This window comes from Intestinibaculum porci (assembly GCF_003925875.1).
Taxonomy (GTDB): Bacteria; Bacillota_I; Bacilli_A; order Erysipelotrichales; family Coprobacillaceae; genus Intestinibaculum; species Intestinibaculum porci.
Genome location: NZ_AP019309.1, coordinates 3195487 through 3212924, shown reverse-complemented (window position 1 = coordinate 3212924; position 17438 = coordinate 3195487). Strand labels below are relative to the sequence as shown.

Sequence of the window (17438 nt, the reverse complement as noted above, 5' to 3'; positions counted from 1 at the left end):
ACGCACCTCATAAAACACCCTGTTTTATTGAAATTTATAGAGTTATTCACAATTGTGCATAACTATTGAATCACATGTGCATAACTTGTGTGTAAAACCCTAAGTTATGCACAATGGCACCCTTCAGTGTACACACCAAAAGGGCTATGCGCAAGCGGAACTTCTGAGGTCTTCTTTTCGGGTGCTAAAAAAGAGGCTTCTGTCCCCCAAAAACCTCTTCTATACGATTTTGATATATTAGAATTGAGCTGTTTTGTCTTTTTCCGAACTCAAGCAAAATAGTGAATGTGAATAACTTTTTAGCGTTTTTCTGGTGAAAAACCCTACTGAAAAACCAGGAATTTGTGAGTTATTTAGCCGAAAAATGGCAATTCTCCTGGATTCATGGAATCTTTTCCCGAATTTTGTTGACTTAAAGGGCCATTTCCCATATAATGGATGAGCATATGTTAACTTAGTATAAAGTAATTTAAACAAATGGAGGTAAATGAATATGAAAAGAACATATCAGCCAAATAAAAGAAAAAGAGCTAAAACTCATGGTTTTAGAGCTAGAATGGCAACAGTTGGTGGCAGAAAAGTCATTGCTAGACGCCGTAAAAGAGGAAGAAAAGTATTATCAGTTTAAAAAATGTCCACTTTAATGTGGCTTTTTTTTCTAATGAGACATGAAAAAACGATATAGAATTAAAAAGAGTCAGGATTTTGAAAAAATCATTCATAAAAGAAAGAGTGTCGCAAACAAACAGTTTGTCCTTTACTACTTCCCCAATGATGATCATCTGAGAGTCGGCATTTCGGTGTCTAAAAAACTTGGTAAAGCGGTCGTCCGTAATAAGATCAAGCGTCAGGTGCGAATGATGGCTCAAGACATTTTTGATGTCGATGCAAAATGTGATTATATCATTATAGTAAGGAATCAGTATCTGAAGAACGATTTTGAAACCAATAAGCAGCTGCTGGATTCTTTATATAAGAAAACTCTACAAAGGATGGAAAAGTAAATGGTACTTGATGAACGTACAAAGAAGTATTTAAAGATCTTTGCATTACTTGCTTTCGTACTATTGTTAACAGGATGTACTAACAACATGGACGCCCATGGCAAGTTAAAAGCCAGCCGTGCAATTACTGAAGCAACAAAATGGACGCCTAAAGCCGGCTTCTTTGATTTCCTGCTGGTTATTCCAATTGCAAAGGGCATCTTATTCCTCAATAACGTAACAGGTAATATTTTATGGGGTGTCATTGGGATGACAGTCCTGATCAACTTAATTATCTTACCAATCATGATCAAATCAACGGTGTCAATGCAGAAGATGCAGATGATTCAGCCGGAGATGGAAAAGATTCAGAACAAGTATAAAGGAAAGACGGACCAGGCTAGCCAGTTACGTATGTCGGCCGAAATCCAGAAACTTTATAAAGATAACGATGTCTCAATGTTCAGTTCTTTTGCGACATTCTTAACCTTACCAATCATGTTCGCAATGTACGCAGCCGTGCAGCGTGTGCAGGTGCTTTACAGCTCTACTGCGTTTACCTTAAACTTAGGGGCAACGCCAATGGGGCAGATCGGTAAAGGTCAGTTCGCTTATATTATTCTGATTGCGGTGATGGGTTTAACCCAGTGGTTAGCGATTGAAATTAACAATATTATGTTAAAACGTAATCCTAACTATAAAGAATCTCAGCAACAGAAATCAATGAAGAGTATGAACTACATCATGGTCTTAATGATCGTTTACTTTGGTTTGACAATGCCAGCGGCGATGTCATTCTACTGGATTACAACCAACATCATTACGATCATTCGTACTGTATTCATTCAGATCTACTTCATTGAAAAAGCCGATGAAGAAAAGAAAAAGAAAGACGCAAATGTCATTAGATAAGGTGATTTTATGAAAAACTATGAGGCGAAAACATTAGAAGATGCCATCAATAACGCCTGCCAGGATTTAGGTGTGACACCAGATCAGTTAACCTATAATGTAATCGAAGAAAAAAAGGGTTTATTTAGTAAGAAAGTTGTCATTGAATGCTTCACGGAAAACATGGTTGAAGAATTCATTGAAAACTATTTACGCACGATCCTTACCGATTTAGGCTACGATGTGGAAATGGCAATCTTTAAACAGGATGATCGCATCTATGTCAACTTAGATACCGATCATAATTCCATCTTAATCGGGAAAAACGGTGTCATTTTAAGAACCTTAAACTTCATTACGAAGAATGCGGTCAGCACTGCTTTCAAAGAAAAGATTGAATTAAGCTTAGATATTAATGGTTATAAAGAAAACCGTTATAAAAAGGTCACTGCCTTAGCCAAACGTTTTGGCAAGCAGGTGCAGCGTACCCATGTGGATGTTGCATTAGATCCGCTGCCAGCTGATGAACGAAAAGTTATTCATCAGGTCATTGCAGATATGGATCACTTATCAACGAAATCCCAGGGGGAAGGCCGTAACCGTTTTATTACTATTCATTATGTTGAGGACTAGAGGAAACTCTAGTTCTTTTTTTATGTGTTCATATTCCCTTCACATTACTTTATTATAGTATCCTTGTCAGGAGAAACCTGACAAAGCTAAACAATCATATTTAAATTTCCCTTCCCTAATTTTGATGTCAATGATAATAGACATCATGAAGACATGTTTCCCCAGCATGTCTTTTTTTTGTCACCTTTTTTCTTATAGATGGCTCTTATAAGTAAATGGAGGTTACTTATGAAAACATTAAAAATGGCCATAGTTGGCTTATGCCTGCTTTTAAGCAGTATGATTGAGCCTGTGAAGGCCCAAAGCATGTCAATCACGTATTCTAATCTTGCCGATCTCAAGACGCAAAAAAGTGTCGAAGCAATCATGTTAAAAGATGGGTTATCTAAAGCAAATGTGAAACGCTTTTTCAAAGATGTCAACATGTATAATAAAGCCATCCGCTATACATCACTCATTTCCCAGGGCTATAAAACCGCGATCCCCAATTATGACAGCGTGAAGCAGTCACAGCTGTGGGAAAAGAGCCAAGGCTCTTTCATTGGCAATAACTGTCGAATTACGGCTTTTACACTTATGAAAGATCAGCTGAAAATCACTAAATCGGCGCAAGATCAGTATCAGACATTATTCATGGATCTCTCTTCCTTAGAGGATCAGCCAACTCCTTATTTTTCAAGTAAGGATATGAAAAACTTTATCACTTATTATGCAGCTAGCGGGACGAAGCTGACGAAAAACGTGAACTATCAAAGAAAAAGGTACCAGCAGGCGATGAATAAAAGAGGGATTCATTATAAAAAATGTAAAGCCACAATGATTTCGGTGGTCATGCATAGCTATTTCTCACCGCAGGAAGATTATCTTTTTGTCGGTCATACCGGTGTGCTTTTACCAGCTTCTCAAGGCTATTTGTTTGTCGAAAAACTCTCTTTTGAAGAGCCTTATCAGGCTGTTCAATTCCGCTCGAAAAAGCAGTTAAAAGCCTATCTGATGAAAAAATATGATGTCGATCAGCATCAGCCGACAGCCAAACCATTGATTATGGAAAATCATCACGCTTTATAAAAGAAAATAGACGATCTTCCCCCAAGCATTGACGAATAGCGGATAATTTGGTAAAAAAGACATATTAGGAGGAAAATTTAATATGTCAGTATCACAAATTGGAATGCTTATTGCGATGACTGTCTATCTCGTGGGGATGATTTATATCGGGTTTAGAGTTGCTGATCGCAATAAAACTGTTGGTGATTTTTATCTGGGAGGACGAAAACTCGGACCGTTAGTCACGGCGATGTCTGCGGAAGCTAGCGATATGAGTTCTTACCTGTTAATGGGGATTCCTGGCTTAGCTTATTTATCCGGCATGTCTGAAGTCAGCTGGACCATTATCGGTTTAGCAGCCGGAACCTATCTGAACTGGCTGATTGTGGCAAGACGTTTACGTCGCTACAGTGAAGTAAATGATTCCATTACCATTCCAGAATTCTTTTCCAATCGCTATCACGACAAAAAGAATGTCCTGCGCCTGATTGCGGCGATCTGGATCATTATCTTCTTTGTCCCTTATACCGCTTCTGGCTTTGCGGCCTGCGGAAAATTATTCCATTCTTTACTTGGTGTTGATTATCATGCGGCGATGGTTGTCAGTGCCATTGTCATTATTGCTTATACGACTTTAGGCGGTTTCTTAGCCGCTTCGACTACCGACTTCATCCAGTCGATTATCATGTCGCTGGCCTTGCTTATTATCTTAATCTTTGGTGTCACGATTGCCGGCGGTATGGATGCTGTTATTAACCATGCGAAAGCTTTACCAGGCTACTTTTCATTATTGAAAAAGTATGATGCAGCGACCCATAGTGCCGTGCCATTTAGCGCATTATCAATCGTTTCCACATTAGCCTGGGGCTTAGGTTACTTTGGCATGCCACATATCTTATTACGTTTTATGGCTATTGAAGATGATTCTAAATTGAAATTATCACGTCGTGTCGCTTCCATCTGGGCTTTAATCGCCATGGCGGTCTCTGTTTTAATCGGTATTATCGGTTTAGCAGCCAGTGCCAATGGGGCTTTAAAACCATTAGCGGGAAATGCCTCTGAAACGATTATCGTGGAAATAGCGTCATTATTATCAACGCATGGTATTTTCTTTGCCTGTGTTGCCGGAATCGTTTTATCAGGGATTCTTGCCTCGACGATGTCAACGGCTGATTCACAGTTATTAGCGGCCTCTTCAAGTGTGACCAGCGATATTTTAGTCGGCTTCTTCCATAAGAAGATTGAACAGAAAAAACTGTTACTGATTTCACGTATTTCCTTAGTGCTCATTGCCAGCATCGGAATGATTATGGCCTGGGATCCTAACAGCTCCGTCTTTAAAATCGTTTCTTTTGCCTGGGCTGGTTTTGGGGCTTCCTTTGGTCCGACTGTTTTATTAGCCCTCTATTGGCGTCGTTCGAACTTCTATGGTGCCTTTGCCGGCATGTTAAGCGGCGGAATCATGGTCTTCATCTGGAAATACTTAGTCCGTCCATTAGGCGGCAACTTTGATATTTATGAATTATTACCAGCTTTCTTAGTGGCCATTCTTATTAATATCATCGTCTCCTTATTAACAAAAAAACCTGATGACAATGTCTTAGCGGACTTTGATCAGGTTTCATCGATGTCTAAATAAGCAGGATTCTTTAAGAACCCTGCTCTTTTTCTATTTCTTGCATTTGGCAATAAAGGCATGCACTAAGTGGTGATTGGCTTCATCCTGATCATAGAGAAATTCCGGATGCCACTGCACCCCTACGACAAAGCGTTTGCTTGGCAAAGCAATCGCCTCAATCAAATCATCTTCAGCAGTCGCATTAACTTCTAACCCCTTCCCTAAGTCTTTGACCGCCTGATGGTGGTAAGAATTGACGGCAATTTCATCTTCTCCTAAGAGATAACGGAGATAATGATCTAAGCGGACCTTGTGGACATAACGGTTATAGGGGGCACTCATATGATGATTGACATAAGTATGATACTGGGTCGCTAAATCCTGATAAAGCGTACCGCCATGAATGGTATTTAAAATCTGAACCCCGCGACAGATGCCTAAGATTGGCATATCCTTTGCGATCGCCTGTTTGATCAGTTCACATTCACACTCATCACGTTCTAATGAAGTTTCTCCGCAGCATTCTAACTGCAGTTCACGATAAAGCGAAGGCTGAATATCCTGCCCGCCCGTTAATAACACTCCGTCAATCTGACTTAAGATCTGGGCGATATCTTCTTTGTCGGAAAGCACCGGCAGAATTAACGGAATGCCGCCTAAGTCTTCAATCATTTCCAAATATTCTGGCAACATCCAGTAACTGTTTTTTGCGGTATCAATTAAGTTTGTCACGCCAATAATCGGCTTCATACAGATCACCTCTTTGTGTAATAATATTTTATCATATAGATAAAATATTACAATATATCGAGGGGACAATTTAAAAAAACATGGCTTTTGATATAATAAAGGTGGTGATAGAAATGGAAAGAAGAGATAATGTCACAACTTATGTCCGCTTTAGAGGAGACCGCAGTTTTAAAGAAGATCCTTTCAATGAAATTGATGCCCTGATTTTTACTTTGTTATGCTATTTCGATTTCAATGGGATTGTTCCTTACGATGACAAGGAAGTCTCCATTGTCGATGCTTATAATGCCATTTTAGCGTTAGAAACCGATAATGAAACCTATGAGAAAAAGCATATTCGTAAACATGATGAAGAAGTTGATATTTTTACCATGGAAGAAGGCAATAAACCGCATAAACATCGCAGCTTAAAAGCGCATGAACGCGAACTCCTGGGAGAAGCTGCGCGATCTAAACGTTTTGGTGATGTGATGCTGAGTCACTTCTGTGATGAATTAGATCCCACATTAACCGAGCAGTTTAGTGCTGTGCACTTCCGTTTTACCAAACATGATACCTTTATTGCCTTTCGCGGCACCGATGATACGTTAGTTGGCTGGAAAGAAAACTTTATGATGCTTTATAAAGAACATGTCGCCGGCCAGGTGCGCGCCGTTTCTTATCTCAACGAAACGATTCCCTGTGATCTCAAACATATCTTTGACCATTATTATATCGGCGGCCATTCCAAAGGCGGGAATCTTGCCATGTATGGCTGCTTCTACTGTCAGGAAGAGCTTATTAAAAAAGTCAAAGCGCTCTATTCCTTTGATGGACCTGGCTTTTCTCAGCCCTTTGAAGATATGCCTCGCTATCATGAGATTAAAGATCGGATGATGACCTTTACGCCGAAATTCTCGGCCATTGGTTTATGTATGGATCACTATCGTAAAGATTACACCGTAGATAGTTTCTATGAAGGCATGAATCAGCATGATGGTTATTCATGGATTGTCAATGGCAAGCATTTTTTATTAGCGACCCGCGATAAAGAAAGTGTGAAAGTAGAGAAAGACTTTAAAGACTGGGTTCATAGTATGGACGCTGAAGAAAAGGAAAAATTCGTCAATGCGTTCTTTCAGTTATTAGAAAAAGCAGGCTGTAACAGCGCCAGTGATTTTCTTGATATCAATGTCGGGACGCTTGTCAATATCTTAAAAACGATGGTCACGATTCCAGCGGAAGAACGTGATCAGATCCTTAAAGTCGCCCTGGCAATCTGGACCGGTGATCGGAAGATCAAAGTGCCTGACGTGGCAGCGCTGACTGAGAATATCAAAGAGAAGATTCCTTTTGATAAAGTGCGGCATGTTTTCAAAGAATTGCCCGGGAAATGATCAGGGTATTCTACTTGATTAAACATGTTTTTCGCCTATATAATGGGCATGGTGACATTTATGAAGAAAAAAATAAGATTTTTTATATTGGTGGTTTTATGGAACTTAGCGGCCAGCTATGCCCATCCTGTAACGCCAACATTCTTTAAACAGCTGCATCTCTCTGATGCGATGTTTGGTTATGCTTTTGCGGCGATGGCCTTTGGAATGTTTCTCTCTTCCCCTTTTTGGGGCCAAATGACAAGAGTGATCAATTCCAAAAGCGCCTTAGCGATTGGCGGGATCGGTTATGGTTTATGTCAGCTATTATTTTCCCTGTCTCATAGTTCCTGGCTGATTCTAATCGCAAGATTATTAGCCGGCTTATCCTGTGGCGCCTTCTTTGTCGGCTCATTAACCTATATTGCCAATCAGGCGAATGAGTCCTCGCGTGGCTCCCTTTTAACCCTGAATGCGACCCTGCAGACCATCTCTGATGCCTTAGGTTATTTTATTGGCGGAATGGTTGGCGAATTAGGCGTACAGCTCAGCTTTCGCGCCCAAATTATGCAGTTAATCATTACGGGGATTCTTTTTTATCTCTTATTAGATCGTGATGTAGAAACATCGGCCACTTTCAAAGAAGTTGCCAAAGCCTCTAACCCTTTTAAAGCCTTTCTTAGTGCCAAAGAGTTTATGTCCGTCAGCTTTGCGATTCTTTTTGGCATGACAACCTGCGTCTTTTTAGGCTATACCTGTTTAGATCAGAGCTTTAACTACTATCTCAAAGATGTTTTTGCCTTTACCAGCAAATACAACGGCACCTTTAAAGGCATTGTCGGATTAGTAACCCTGATTCTTAATATGAGTGTGGGGCTTTATCTTTTAAAACATACAAATATCCGTCGCGCCAATATGGCTTTATTAGCTTTAGCAGAGCTTAGTGTCATCAGTCTTTTGTTTGTCAATAATGCATTAGCCCTGATGACCATGGTTATTGTCTTTGACGGTTTGTATGCTTTATGTGTGCCGATCGAACAGAATCTGATTACTAATCGCAGTGAACCAAAAACCCGTAACCTGGTTTTAGGTTTTTATCAGTCAACAAAATCCCTCGGCATGATTTTAGGCGCTTTGTTTGCCGGGATGCTCTATCCGCTTTATAAAAAGGGCCCATTTTTATTAAGCATGCTCGCGGTTTTAGGAGCACTTATTTTATCAATAGTTTATACAAGGAGAAGAAAATATGAATGATGATATTATTGCGGCGATTGCGACAAGTCGTTTAGAAGCCGCTATTTCGATCATACGTTTATCCGGTAAAGATGTCATTGCCTTTGTGCAGTCCTTCTTTAGCGGCCGCATCATCGATAAGAAAACCCAGACTTTAACCTATGGTTATATTATGGATGGGGATGAAAAAGTCGATGAATGTCTCGTTTCCATCTATCGCGGAAAACATACGTTTACCGGTGAAGAGATGGTCGAGATCAACTGTCATGGCGGGGTCTTCATTACCCGCAAAGTCTTTAATCTCTGTATCCGTAAAGGCGCTCGTTTAGCTCAGCGAGGCGAATTCAGTAAGCGCGCTTTTCTCAATGGACGTATTGACTTATCGCAGGCCGAAGCGATCTCTGATATGGTGACCGCCAATAATGACGAAGCGGCCAAGTTAGCCCTGCGTGGCATTCAGGGGAATATCTCCCATTTTATTAAAGACTTAAAAGAGGATCTGATTCAGATCATTACTCAGATTGAAGTCAATATTGATTATCCAGAATATGATGATGTCGAAGAACTAACGGCGGAAAAGCTTTTGCCAAGAAGCGTATCGCTGAGAGAGAAGATGGATGATATTATTCAGCGTTCCCGTCATGTCTCACTCATGAAAGATGGGATTTCCACCGTCATTGTCGGTAAACCTAATGTTGGTAAATCATCTTTACTCAATGCTTTATTAGATGAAGAAAAAGCGATCGTCACGGATATCGCTGGGACGACTCGCGATATCGTCGAAGGGACGATTCGTTTAGATTCCGTGGTCTTGAACATGATTGATACGGCCGGCATTCATGAAACGAAGGAAACGATTGAAAAGATGGGGGTTGAAAAATCACTCTCATTAATTGACAAAGCCGATCTGGTATTAGTTGTCGTTGATGGCTCTTCGCCGCTTGATGAAGAAGATCAGCGCATCTTAGAGAAGACCAAAGATACCAATCGCATCATTATCATCAATAAAGCTGATTTAGGCTGCGTGGTTGATTTAGAAGGCATTCAAATCAGTGCCAAAGAAATGAAGATTGATGCTTTAACTAACTATATCAAAGACAGTTTTGATTTCTCGTCAATGAATGGTCAGGATGCGCAGGTAGTCGCCAATGAGCGTCAGTTATCGCTGTTAATGAAAGCATCGAAATCTTTAGATGCGGCGATCTCGGCGATGCGGTTAAGTGTCCCAGTCGATTTGATCGTTGAAGATTTATATGACAGTTGGAATGCCTTAAAAGAAATTTTAGGAGAACAGGCGAAAGAAGATCTCTTAGATGAATTATTCTCTCGTTTCTGTGTAGGTAAATAATATGAAACAAAAACAGAATGTTTATGAACAAATTGGTTTACGTTATAAAAGATTTATGAAATATGTGGCAATCGTCTTTGTCGTCTCACTGATTGTCTTCTTTCTCTTATCAGCCTTTAATCAAGGCACCCCAGTGCTCAACGCTTTAACGATGATTGCTCTGACCTTAGCTTTAGCCTCTTTTGTGGAAATTCCAACGCTCTTTATCTTAAGCAAGTACATGTTAAGAAAGGCTAAGAAAAGCAAATAATGCCAGCCATTAAATATGATGAAATCTATCTTGATCTCAAAAAGAAGATCTTAAATGGTACATATGCTTATGAGAGTTTATTACCTTCAGAGCATCGCTGTGAAAAGATTTATGGCGTTTCCCGTAATACGGTGAGACGCGCCATCAAGAAACTAGAAGCAGAAGGCTATGTTCTTTCCCGTCATGGCTTAGGGGTGAAGGTCATCTTTCAGATGTTCGCCTCTTCCCTCTATGTTTATGATCCCGTTGAAAGCTTTGATGCCTTTGGCTATCGTTATCATTTAAACGTGACGACAAAACTTTTGATGATGACGACGATCACGGCTGATGAGAACATTGTCTTACAAAGCGGTTTTAAGTTAGGAGAAGAGATATTGCTGCTGATGCGTTTACGGCTGATTGATGATCAGCCGGTGATATTAGAAATTAACATGTTAAAAAAAGATGTGTATCACCGCTTAGATCAAAGGCAGGCCCAGGAGTCCCTCACCCGTTATCTTGAAGATCATGGGCATCGTCTCAAAGCCTGCAGTTATGATGTGAGCAGTGAAACAGCTTCTGATTTGGATCGTCAGTATGTCAATGCGCAGGCATCGATCATGCAGATTGTCCGTAAACATCTCTATGATCAGGAAAGTGTGCTCATTGATTATACCGAAGTACGCGCTTTACCCAATCTCTTCCGCTTTCATCACAACATTATCGTATGAAAAAAAGATCCTCGCGGATCTTTTTATTTGGCATCATAGAAAGCTGTACCAAAGTGTAATGTGATATAAGAGAGTTCATTGTCATTAAAAGATTTGTTGTAATGTTTGGTGACAATGTCATTTAAAATATGGGCACACTTGAGTGGTTCTTCATAAGAACTGATTTCTTTGACCATTGGATTATTATCAAGCTGCTTGTTGTTTTCTAAACGTTCAATGGCCGGATAGAAATGTAAAGACATGCCTTTCACAAAGTTTTCATTTTCTCTTAAATCATAGCCTAACTGATCTTTAATAGCATCAAGAGTTTCGTTCATGATATTTTCAATTTCATCATCAACGATGTCAAATTCACAGTTGAAATCTAAGTCTAATAATGATTTATTAGCCAGATACATCGCGGTATAGCAGGTATCTGATTCTGGTAAATCAATCTTATATTCCTCATTAAGGACTTTAATGATCTCCTGGGCAATCGGATATGTATTTAATTCTTTACAAGCTTCCAGCTGTGAATTGCTGGTATCAATATAACTGCCAGTTATTTCCCGGGCAATCGATAATGATAAGTGGATCGCTAAATTGTAAATAACCGTATCTGGGGTTTCTAACTTATATTGCTGTGAAAACTGAGCAACCGTATGATAGACTTCATCCTTGAGCTTTTTATATTGTTCCTCTAGTTCAATTACCATAATCATTCCTCATTTCTTTCAGTTCATTTATACGTCGATATATTATAGTATTTCATACGCTTTGTCTATAACTTTTTCAAATAAATTGAGAGCGTTTTCAAATCTTTCATAACTCGTCAAAAATCCCTTTACAAGCTCTTTCATACATGTTAAATTTATACGTTTTAAAATAAAATCAGATGATTGATGATGATTGCCTTTGATGTTTAAATGCATTTATGCAGTAAGATGAGCGGTGATGTTTGGTTATAGCATAATTTCAAAAGCCTATAATAGGGGTTTTTCTAAACGGTAAACGAAATATTAAAAGGATTGTAATTAGTAAGTAGCTGTAGTATACTAAGCTCAAATAGAGGCGCAAGGACTATGAATTCAGTATTATATAAATGGGTGCAGCCAGATATTGAAGGAGGAGGATTGCCGAAGGAGTCAGGTTCTGCATGGTTTGGCTAACTGGTGGGCTAGAGAATATCTATCTCACTGTCACAAGACATCTTGTGGAGAGCTATTGAAAATACCTGAACGTATGACAATAGCTTGCGCTATTGTTTTTTTATATTTTAAGGAGGATACACTATGACTTTTACACGTATTGAAGCTGATGAAAACATTATTCAGGTACGTATGGAAAATGTCGAAAAGAATTCTTTGCCGGTGGCAGATATCTTTCAGACCTTTGCCAAGTATGATGTAAACATTGATATGATTTCATCAGTCAACTATGAAGACTCATTACGCATGGATTTTACTTGTGATGATTCTTCCAGCAAAGCCTTAAACGAAGCGATTGGCGAAGTAACGGAAAAACATCCGCGTATTCATATCTTCACCAAACGTAATGTCGGCAAACTGATTGTCGAAGGAGAAGAAATGCGTGATCGCCCAGGGGTGGCGGCGGAGGTATTCGCCATCTTAGGCAAACATATGATCCCCTTCTCACAGGTGACGACCAGTGAGATCTCGATCTCATTTGTTTTACATAAGAAATATATCGAAAAAGCTTTAACAGTCATTAAGGAGGAAATGAAATAAAATGGCACTATTTGAAGGCAGCGCTGTCGCTATGATCTTACCAATGAAAGACAATGGCGATATCGATTATGAAGGATTTAAAAAACATGTACAAAGAATGATTGATGGCGGTGTACAGGCCATCTTAGTCAATGGGACAACGGGTGAACCAGCGACCATCTTATGGGAAGATGAACAGGAATTAACTAAGATTGCCGTTGCAATGTGCAAAGGCACAAAAACCAAAGTGATCGCTGGCGGCGGTTCAAACAATACGGCTGTCGCAATTGAAAAAGCCAAATTTAATGCAGCCGTTGGCGCTGATGCCAACTTAGTGGTAACCCCTTATTACAATAAAACCTCACAGCGCGGCTTGATTGCTCATTATAAAGCAATCGCGGCGGCGGCTCCTGATTTACCATTAATCATGTATAACGTGCCTGGTCGTACCGGCATGAAGATTGCCGTTGATACGGTTGTGGAATTAGCGAAAGTGCCAAATATCATCGCCATGAAAGATGCCACGGATGATATCGCTTATGCGATGGAAGTCTTAACAAGAACACGTGATTTAGACTTTGATTTATATTCAGGCTGTGATGATAATATCCTGCCATTTATTGCGGCTGGGGGAAAAGGTGTCATCTCTGTTTTATCAAACCTTTATCCAAGAGAAACAGAAATGTTTGCCCAGTTATGTTTAAAAGGTGATTTAGAAAAAGCCCGTGAAATGGCTTTAGACTTCAATGATGTCTCTAAATACTTATTCATTGATACAAACCCAATTATGCCAAAGGCAGCCTTAAAACATATGGGTTATATTGATTCTGAAGCATTAAGACAGCCATTAATCCCAACGACGGATGAAAATAAAAAATTATTATTCGATGCGATGGCAGCTTTCGAAAAGAAAGGATACTAAAATGAAAGTAATTGTTTATGGATACGGCGTGATGGGCAAGAAAGTTGTCAATGCCGTGAATAATGATGCGCATTTAGAATTAGTCGGTGTTGTGTCACCAGTCTTTGATCAGGATCCTGGTGTTCCTGCTTATAAATCATTAAAGGAAGTAACTGGTGAAGTAGAAGGCATTATCGACTTCTCTCACCCTAATAACTTAGCGGATATCTTAGCTTATGTGAAAGCTCATAAGATTCCCGCTGTTATTGCGACAACTGGTTTTAGTGAAGACCAGTTAGCTTCTATTCAGGAAGCCAGCAAAGAAGCGCCGATCTTCCAGTCTTACAACACATCTTATGGTGTCGCTATGCTCAATAAGATGGTCAAAGAATTTACCGCTGAATTATATGCTCATGATTTCGATGTAGAAATCTTAGAAGCGCATCATCATCGTAAGATTGATGCCCCTTCTGGCACGGCTAAAATGCTTTACAACTCAGCGGCCTCAGCAATCGATGGCGCGCATCCGATCTATGATCGTGAATCACGTCACGAAAAACGTGAACGTAATGAAATTGGCATCGCCTCATTAAGAGCCGGGACCATTTATGGAGAACACACCGTGCTTTATGGCGGTGATGATGAATTAATTGAAATTAAGCATACCGCATTATCAAGAGATATCTTCGCGAAAGGCGCGGTTTCAGCGATGAATGCCTTAGCGAAAAAAGACAAAGGTTTCTATAACTTAGAGACACTCTATAATTAAAAAGGAGAACAGGATGGTACTTCAGACAAAGTTTGCGACAATTAAGGGAAATGATCTTTATATTGATGGTGTGAAAGCCACGGATTTAGCTTCGCAATACGGCACGCCGCTCTATGTTATGAGCGAAGGACACATTCGTCAGCAGATGAATGAGTTAAAAACAAAATTTTTAGATAAATATGAGAATGCTTTACCTCTTTTTGCTTCGAAATCGTTCAGCTGTCTCGCTATTTATAAATTAGCGAGTGAATACGGCATCGGAATCGACTGCGTTTCCGCGGGAGAAATTTCGATTGCCTTAAAAGCTGGTTTCGATCCTGATAAAATCTATTTTCATGGCAACAACAAACTGCCAAGTGAAATTGAATATGCCTTATCCCATGATGTGACTCATTTTGTCATTGATAACTTCTATGAAATTGAATTATGCGAAAAGATCGCTGGGGAATTAGGCAAGAAGGTCAAAGCGACCGTCCGTGTTGTACCAGGCATTAAAGCCGGCGGTCATAACTTCATTATGACTGGCCATAAAGATACGAAGTTCGGTTTCTCTTCACACTACGGCATCTATCTGAAGGCCATTGCGAAAATCTTAAACTCTGAAAATATCGAATACGAAGGCTTACATGCCCATATCGGTTCACAGGTTTTCGATCTCTACGCTTATATTTCGGCGATGAATAAATTCATGGGCTTCGTGGATGAAATCTATGAAAACTTCGGTGTTGTCACTTCGAAAGTCAATGCCGGCGGCGGGTACGGTATCGCCTACAACAAAAATGATGAACCGCTAGATTTTGAAGTCATCACTTCTGAAATTATGAAAGTCATCTATGGGCATTATGATGAAAAAGGCTGGGCGCATCCAGCAGTCATGATCGAACCAGGCCGTTATGTTGTCGGGAATGCCGGGATCACTCTTTATACCGTTGGCGCCATCAAGGAAATTCCTGATGTGCGGACATATGTTTCTGTCGATGGCGGGATGGCCGACAATATCCGTACCGCTTTATACGATGCTGACTATGATGGCATCGTTGCGAATAAAGCTGGTGAAACGAAGACGAAAAATGTCCGCGTCGCTGGGAAATGCTGCGAAAGCGGGGATATTGTCGTCAAAGATGTCAATGTCACGGCCAATATTATGCCGGGTGATATCTTTGCTGTTTTCACGACCGGTGCTTATAACTACACTATGTCATCAAACTACAATCAGCTGCCAAAGCCTGCGGTTGTCTTCACTTATGAAGGCAAAACGAAATGCGTAATTCGCCGCCAGACTTTCGATGATCTGGTTGCCTATGATGTGACAGAAGATTACAAATAAGGCAATCACACGATTGTCTTTTTTGCTAAAAGGAGGTTTTCCGATGGAGAAGATACAGAATATTGCCATTGTCGGTCGCGGTGCGATCGGCGTGATCTATGGCTCCTTACTAATGAAAAAAATGGGTTATAAACATGTTGCCTTCCTCTGCGATGCAAAACGTAAAGCAAGATATGAAAAACAGGATGTCCTCTTCAATGGCCAGCCGATGCATTTTCAGTATATTACCCAGGGGGATGACTTTTATCCAGATCTGATTATTGTGGCCACGAAGTATGTGAAAATTAAACAGACAATTGAAGAAATTCGTCCTTTTGTTCATGAGTCAACCGTTATTATTTCGACGATGAACGGGATCAAGAGTGAAGATGACTTGCGTGAATCTTTTGGCCGTTATCACGTTATTCGCACGATCGCTCAGAAGATGAGCTCGGTTTACCATAATAACCAGGTTACCGCTCATCCTCTTGGCGAATTAGTAATCGGCGCGGAAGATCGTAATGACTTAGCCAACTTAGCCCGCTTGGAGGAAGTCTTTGACTATGCCGAGATTCCTTATCTCCTCTCAACGGATATTAAACGTGATGCCTATTCTAAACTTATGATTAACTGCGGCGTCAATCAGACGTGTGCAGCTTATCATCTCACTTATGGTGATCTCCAAAAAGAAGGAAAATATCGCGATATGGTCATAGCGACGATGCGGGAAGTTGCGAAAGTCGCCGCCTTTGAAGATATTCGTCTTACTGAAGAGGACATCACGGCCTGGATGAAGGCTTTAGATGCTGTTGATCCGCAAGGGATGCCAAGCATGGCTCAGGATGTATTGGAAAATCGGCCGACAGAAATTGGTTTGTTTGCCGGGATGATTGTGCCCCTCGCCCATAAATATAAGGTGAAAGTCCCTTATAATGAAAATTTCCTAGCAATGCTAGGAAATTAATGAACGTATTTGTTTAAGAAATTTTTAACGGTACTTTCATAAAGCGGCTGATTCACCATGTAGCTATCGGCATGGTTCGCTCCTTCGACAACGAGTAAGTCTTTTGGGGCATTGCAGGCTTTATATAATTCATAGACCATATAAGTTGGGACAAAGTCATCCTGATCTCCATGAATGAATAATGTTGGGGTATGAGACTTCGCCACCTGCTTAGTAGCATCGGCATCTTTAATATCATAACCAAGAACTCTCTTCGACATTGTTTCTGCATTTGGAACAAGCAAGTTTGAAGGGATTTTTTTGTTTTTCAGGATATTTCTGAATTCATCAATGATATTAGTATAGCTGCAGTCGGAAATAATGCATTTGACATCCTGCGATAAATCTTCACCACTGGCCATTAAAACGGCCGCGCCGCCCATCGATAAGCCGTGTAAAACAATTTGTAATGGTTTGAAGGCAAAATATTTCTGGACTTCATGAATCCATTCTAAGATATCTAAGCGATCTAACCAGCCAAAACCAGCATAGTCCCCTTCGCTATCGCCATGAGCGCGGGCATTTGGCAGTAAGATATGATAGCCTAATTCATGATAGAAACGTAAGAAGTAAGCCCAGTCGCGGAAATTCGTCGAATGATAACCGTGGACAAGAATAATGACTTTATTACTATCCTCACTGGCTGGAAGCAGTTTTCCTTTTAGTTTTAAATCATCAAAAGCGGTGATTTCCATGTCAATAAAGTGCGCCTGATCTAAGAAATCCATATCTTCTTTCTTTAATTCGTGGTGGACATCAGGTGTATGAATCGCTTTTCTTTTTAAATTGCGCTGCGCCGCAAATTTGAGTGCTTCATAACCGATCAGACTGTAAGTAATCACCCCGGTAACCAGGGCTGCCCCAATGGCAATTTTGGTATCTTTTTTCATGTGTTTAACCCCCTTTCTTTCAGTTTAACATATTCAAAAAATGAA

General features: G+C 40.2%; 19 protein-coding genes and 1 riboswitch. Of the genes, 16 read left to right on the top strand and 3 right to left on the bottom strand.

Annotated features, from left to right (window positions below; translation table 11 throughout):
• The first annotated feature begins 493 nt into the window (after positions 1-493).
• The 6 genes from rpmH to SG0102_RS15260 all read left to right on the top strand — a co-directional run bounded on the left by rpmH (position 494) and on the right by SG0102_RS15260 (position 5193).
• Positions 494-628, top strand: a complete 135-nt coding sequence (gene rpmH, locus SG0102_RS15285; protein ID WP_125120740.1) for a 50S ribosomal protein L34 — start codon at positions 494-496, stop codon at positions 626-628.
• A 40-nt stretch (positions 629-668) separates the two neighbouring features.
• The gene (gene rnpA / locus SG0102_RS15280; RefSeq protein WP_125120739.1) at positions 669-1004 is read left to right on the top strand and encodes a ribonuclease P protein component; all 336 of its coding nucleotides are present in this window, start codon (positions 669-671) and stop codon (positions 1002-1004) included.
• Positions 1005-1895 (top strand): YidC/Oxa1 family membrane protein insertase, encoded by an 891-nt coding sequence (locus SG0102_RS15275; protein WP_125120738.1) that lies wholly within the window; start codon positions 1005-1007, stop codon positions 1893-1895.
• Positions 1896-1904: 9 nt separating this feature from the next.
• Positions 1905-2507, top strand: coding sequence for a Jag family protein (locus tag SG0102_RS15270; RefSeq protein WP_125120737.1), 603 nt, complete (start codon positions 1905-1907; stop codon positions 2505-2507).
• Positions 2508-2735: 228 nt separating this feature from the next.
• Entirely contained in the window at positions 2736-3575 is an 840-nt protein-coding gene (locus tag SG0102_RS15265; protein WP_157983084.1) for a DUF4300 family protein, read from the top strand.
• Positions 3576-3657: 82 nt separating this feature from the next.
• Positions 3658-5193, top strand: coding sequence for a sodium/proline symporter (locus SG0102_RS15260; RefSeq protein WP_125120735.1), 1536 nt, complete (start codon positions 3658-3660; stop codon positions 5191-5193).
• 30 nt (positions 5194-5223) lie between these two features.
• Here the strand turns inward: SG0102_RS15260 and SG0102_RS15255 are convergent, their stop codons facing one another.
• Complete coding sequence (locus SG0102_RS15255) at positions 5224-5922, bottom strand: gamma-glutamyl-gamma-aminobutyrate hydrolase family protein (RefSeq protein WP_125120734.1); 699 nt, start codon at positions 5920-5922, stop codon at positions 5224-5226.
• A 113-nt stretch (positions 5923-6035) separates the two neighbouring features.
• Between SG0102_RS15255 and SG0102_RS15250 the strand changes: the two genes are divergently transcribed.
• The 5 genes from SG0102_RS15250 to SG0102_RS15230 are packed head-to-tail and all read left to right on the top strand — an operon-like array spanning position 6036 to position 10818.
• The gene (locus SG0102_RS15250; RefSeq protein WP_157983083.1) at positions 6036-7298 is read left to right on the top strand and encodes an Mbeg1-like protein; all 1263 of its coding nucleotides are present in this window, start codon (positions 6036-6038) and stop codon (positions 7296-7298) included.
• A gap of 24 nt (positions 7299-7322) precedes the next feature.
• The gene (locus SG0102_RS15245) at positions 7323-8531 is read left to right on the top strand and encodes an MFS transporter (protein WP_331852251.1); all 1209 of its coding nucleotides are present in this window, start codon (positions 7323-7325) and stop codon (positions 8529-8531) included.
• Positions 8524-9858 carry a tRNA uridine-5-carboxymethylaminomethyl(34) synthesis GTPase MnmE gene (gene mnmE / locus SG0102_RS15240; RefSeq protein ID WP_125120731.1) on the top strand — a complete coding sequence of 445 codons (1335 nt, stop codon included), beginning with the start codon at positions 8524-8526 and terminating at the stop codon, positions 9856-9858. Before SG0102_RS15245 ends, mnmE begins: the two co-directional genes overlap by 8 nt.
• 1 nt (position 9859) lies before the next feature.
• On the top strand, positions 9860-10108 hold the full coding sequence (locus SG0102_RS15235) for a hypothetical protein (RefSeq protein WP_125120730.1): 249 nt from the start codon (positions 9860-9862) through the stop codon (positions 10106-10108).
• Positions 10108-10818: a GntR family transcriptional regulator gene (locus tag SG0102_RS15230; RefSeq protein WP_125120729.1), complete on the top strand. Its 711-nt coding sequence runs from the start codon at positions 10108-10110 to the stop codon at positions 10816-10818. The genes SG0102_RS15235 and SG0102_RS15230 overlap by 1 nt, the downstream gene beginning before the upstream one ends.
• Positions 10819-10841: 23 nt before the next feature.
• Here SG0102_RS15230 and SG0102_RS15225 read toward each other — a convergent pair whose 3' ends face one another.
• The gene (locus SG0102_RS15225) at positions 10842-11513 is read right to left on the bottom strand and encodes a BglG family transcription antiterminator (protein WP_125120728.1); all 672 of its coding nucleotides are present in this window, start codon (positions 11511-11513) and stop codon (positions 10842-10844) included.
• Positions 11514-11855: 342 nt separating this feature from the next.
• A riboswitch (Lysine riboswitch) is annotated at positions 11856-12029 on the top strand.
• A gap of 60 nt (positions 12030-12089) precedes the next feature.
• Here SG0102_RS15225 and SG0102_RS15220 point away from each other — a divergent pair.
• The 5 genes from SG0102_RS15220 to SG0102_RS15200 are packed head-to-tail and all read left to right on the top strand — an operon-like array spanning position 12090 to position 16464.
• Positions 12090-12545: an ACT domain-containing protein gene (locus SG0102_RS15220; RefSeq protein WP_125120727.1), complete on the top strand. Its 456-nt coding sequence runs from the start codon at positions 12090-12092 to the stop codon at positions 12543-12545.
• Between the two features lies 1 nt (position 12546).
• Positions 12547-13446, top strand: a complete 900-nt coding sequence (gene dapA, locus SG0102_RS15215) for a 4-hydroxy-tetrahydrodipicolinate synthase (RefSeq protein WP_125120726.1) — start codon at positions 12547-12549, stop codon at positions 13444-13446.
• 1 nt (position 13447) lies between these two features.
• Complete coding sequence (gene dapB / locus SG0102_RS15210; protein ID WP_125120725.1) at positions 13448-14194, top strand: 4-hydroxy-tetrahydrodipicolinate reductase; 747 nt, start codon at positions 13448-13450, stop codon at positions 14192-14194.
• A 13-nt stretch (positions 14195-14207) separates the two neighbouring features.
• Entirely contained in the window at positions 14208-15521 is a 1314-nt protein-coding gene (lysA, locus tag SG0102_RS15205; RefSeq protein ID WP_125120724.1) for a diaminopimelate decarboxylase, read from the top strand.
• Positions 15522-15564: 43 nt separating this feature from the next.
• On the top strand, positions 15565-16464 hold the full coding sequence (locus SG0102_RS15200) for a ketopantoate reductase family protein (protein WP_125120723.1): 900 nt from the start codon (positions 15565-15567) through the stop codon (positions 16462-16464).
• Here the strand turns inward: SG0102_RS15200 and SG0102_RS15195 are convergent.
• On the bottom strand, positions 16461-17393 hold the full coding sequence (locus SG0102_RS15195; protein WP_125120722.1) for an alpha/beta hydrolase: 933 nt from the start codon (positions 17391-17393) through the stop codon (positions 16461-16463). The genes SG0102_RS15200 and SG0102_RS15195 overlap by 4 nt on opposite strands.
• Between the last annotated feature and the right edge of the window lie 45 nt (positions 17394-17438).

Excerpts from the sequence above, each read along its gene's own strand:
- lysA (WP_125120724.1), top strand. The coding sequence starts at position 14,208 with ATGGTACTTCAGACAAAGTTTGCGACAATTAAGGGAAATGATCTTTAT.
- SG0102_RS15250 (WP_157983083.1), top strand. The coding sequence starts at position 6,036 with ATGGAAAGAAGAGATAATGTCACAACTTATGTCCGCTTTAGAGGAGAC.
- dapA (WP_125120726.1), top strand. The coding sequence starts at position 12,547 with ATGGCACTATTTGAAGGCAGCGCTGTCGCTATGATCTTACCAATGAAA.
- rpmH (WP_125120740.1), top strand. The coding sequence starts at position 494 with ATGAAAAGAACATATCAGCCAAATAAAAGAAAAAGAGCTAAAACTCAT.
- rnpA (WP_125120739.1), top strand. The coding sequence starts at position 669 with ATGAAAAAACGATATAGAATTAAAAAGAGTCAGGATTTTGAAAAAATC.
- SG0102_RS15255 (WP_125120734.1), bottom strand. The coding sequence starts at position 5,922 with ATGAAGCCGATTATTGGCGTGACAAACTTAATTGATACCGCAAAAAAC.
- SG0102_RS15270 (WP_125120737.1), top strand. The coding sequence starts at position 1,905 with ATGAAAAACTATGAGGCGAAAACATTAGAAGATGCCATCAATAACGCC.
- SG0102_RS15235 (WP_125120730.1), top strand. The coding sequence starts at position 9,860 with ATGAAACAAAAACAGAATGTTTATGAACAAATTGGTTTACGTTATAAA.
- SG0102_RS15220 (WP_125120727.1), top strand. The coding sequence starts at position 12,090 with ATGACTTTTACACGTATTGAAGCTGATGAAAACATTATTCAGGTACGT.
- SG0102_RS15275 (WP_125120738.1), top strand. The coding sequence starts at position 1,005 with ATGGTACTTGATGAACGTACAAAGAAGTATTTAAAGATCTTTGCATTA.
- SG0102_RS15245 (WP_331852251.1), top strand. The coding sequence starts at position 7,323 with ATGTTTTTCGCCTATATAATGGGCATGGTGACATTTATGAAGAAAAAA.
- SG0102_RS15195 (WP_125120722.1), bottom strand. The coding sequence starts at position 17,393 with ATGAAAAAAGATACCAAAATTGCCATTGGGGCAGCCCTGGTTACCGGG.
- SG0102_RS15265 (WP_157983084.1), top strand. The coding sequence starts at position 2,736 with ATGAAAACATTAAAAATGGCCATAGTTGGCTTATGCCTGCTTTTAAGC.
- SG0102_RS15230 (WP_125120729.1), top strand. The coding sequence starts at position 10,108 with ATGCCAGCCATTAAATATGATGAAATCTATCTTGATCTCAAAAAGAAG.
- SG0102_RS15225 (WP_125120728.1), bottom strand. The coding sequence starts at position 11,513 with ATGGTAATTGAACTAGAGGAACAATATAAAAAGCTCAAGGATGAAGTC.
- SG0102_RS15200 (WP_125120723.1), top strand. The coding sequence starts at position 15,565 with ATGGAGAAGATACAGAATATTGCCATTGTCGGTCGCGGTGCGATCGGC.
- SG0102_RS15260 (WP_125120735.1), top strand. The coding sequence starts at position 3,658 with ATGTCAGTATCACAAATTGGAATGCTTATTGCGATGACTGTCTATCTC.
- mnmE (WP_125120731.1), top strand. The coding sequence starts at position 8,524 with ATGAATGATGATATTATTGCGGCGATTGCGACAAGTCGTTTAGAAGCC.
- dapB (WP_125120725.1), top strand. The coding sequence starts at position 13,448 with ATGAAAGTAATTGTTTATGGATACGGCGTGATGGGCAAGAAAGTTGTC.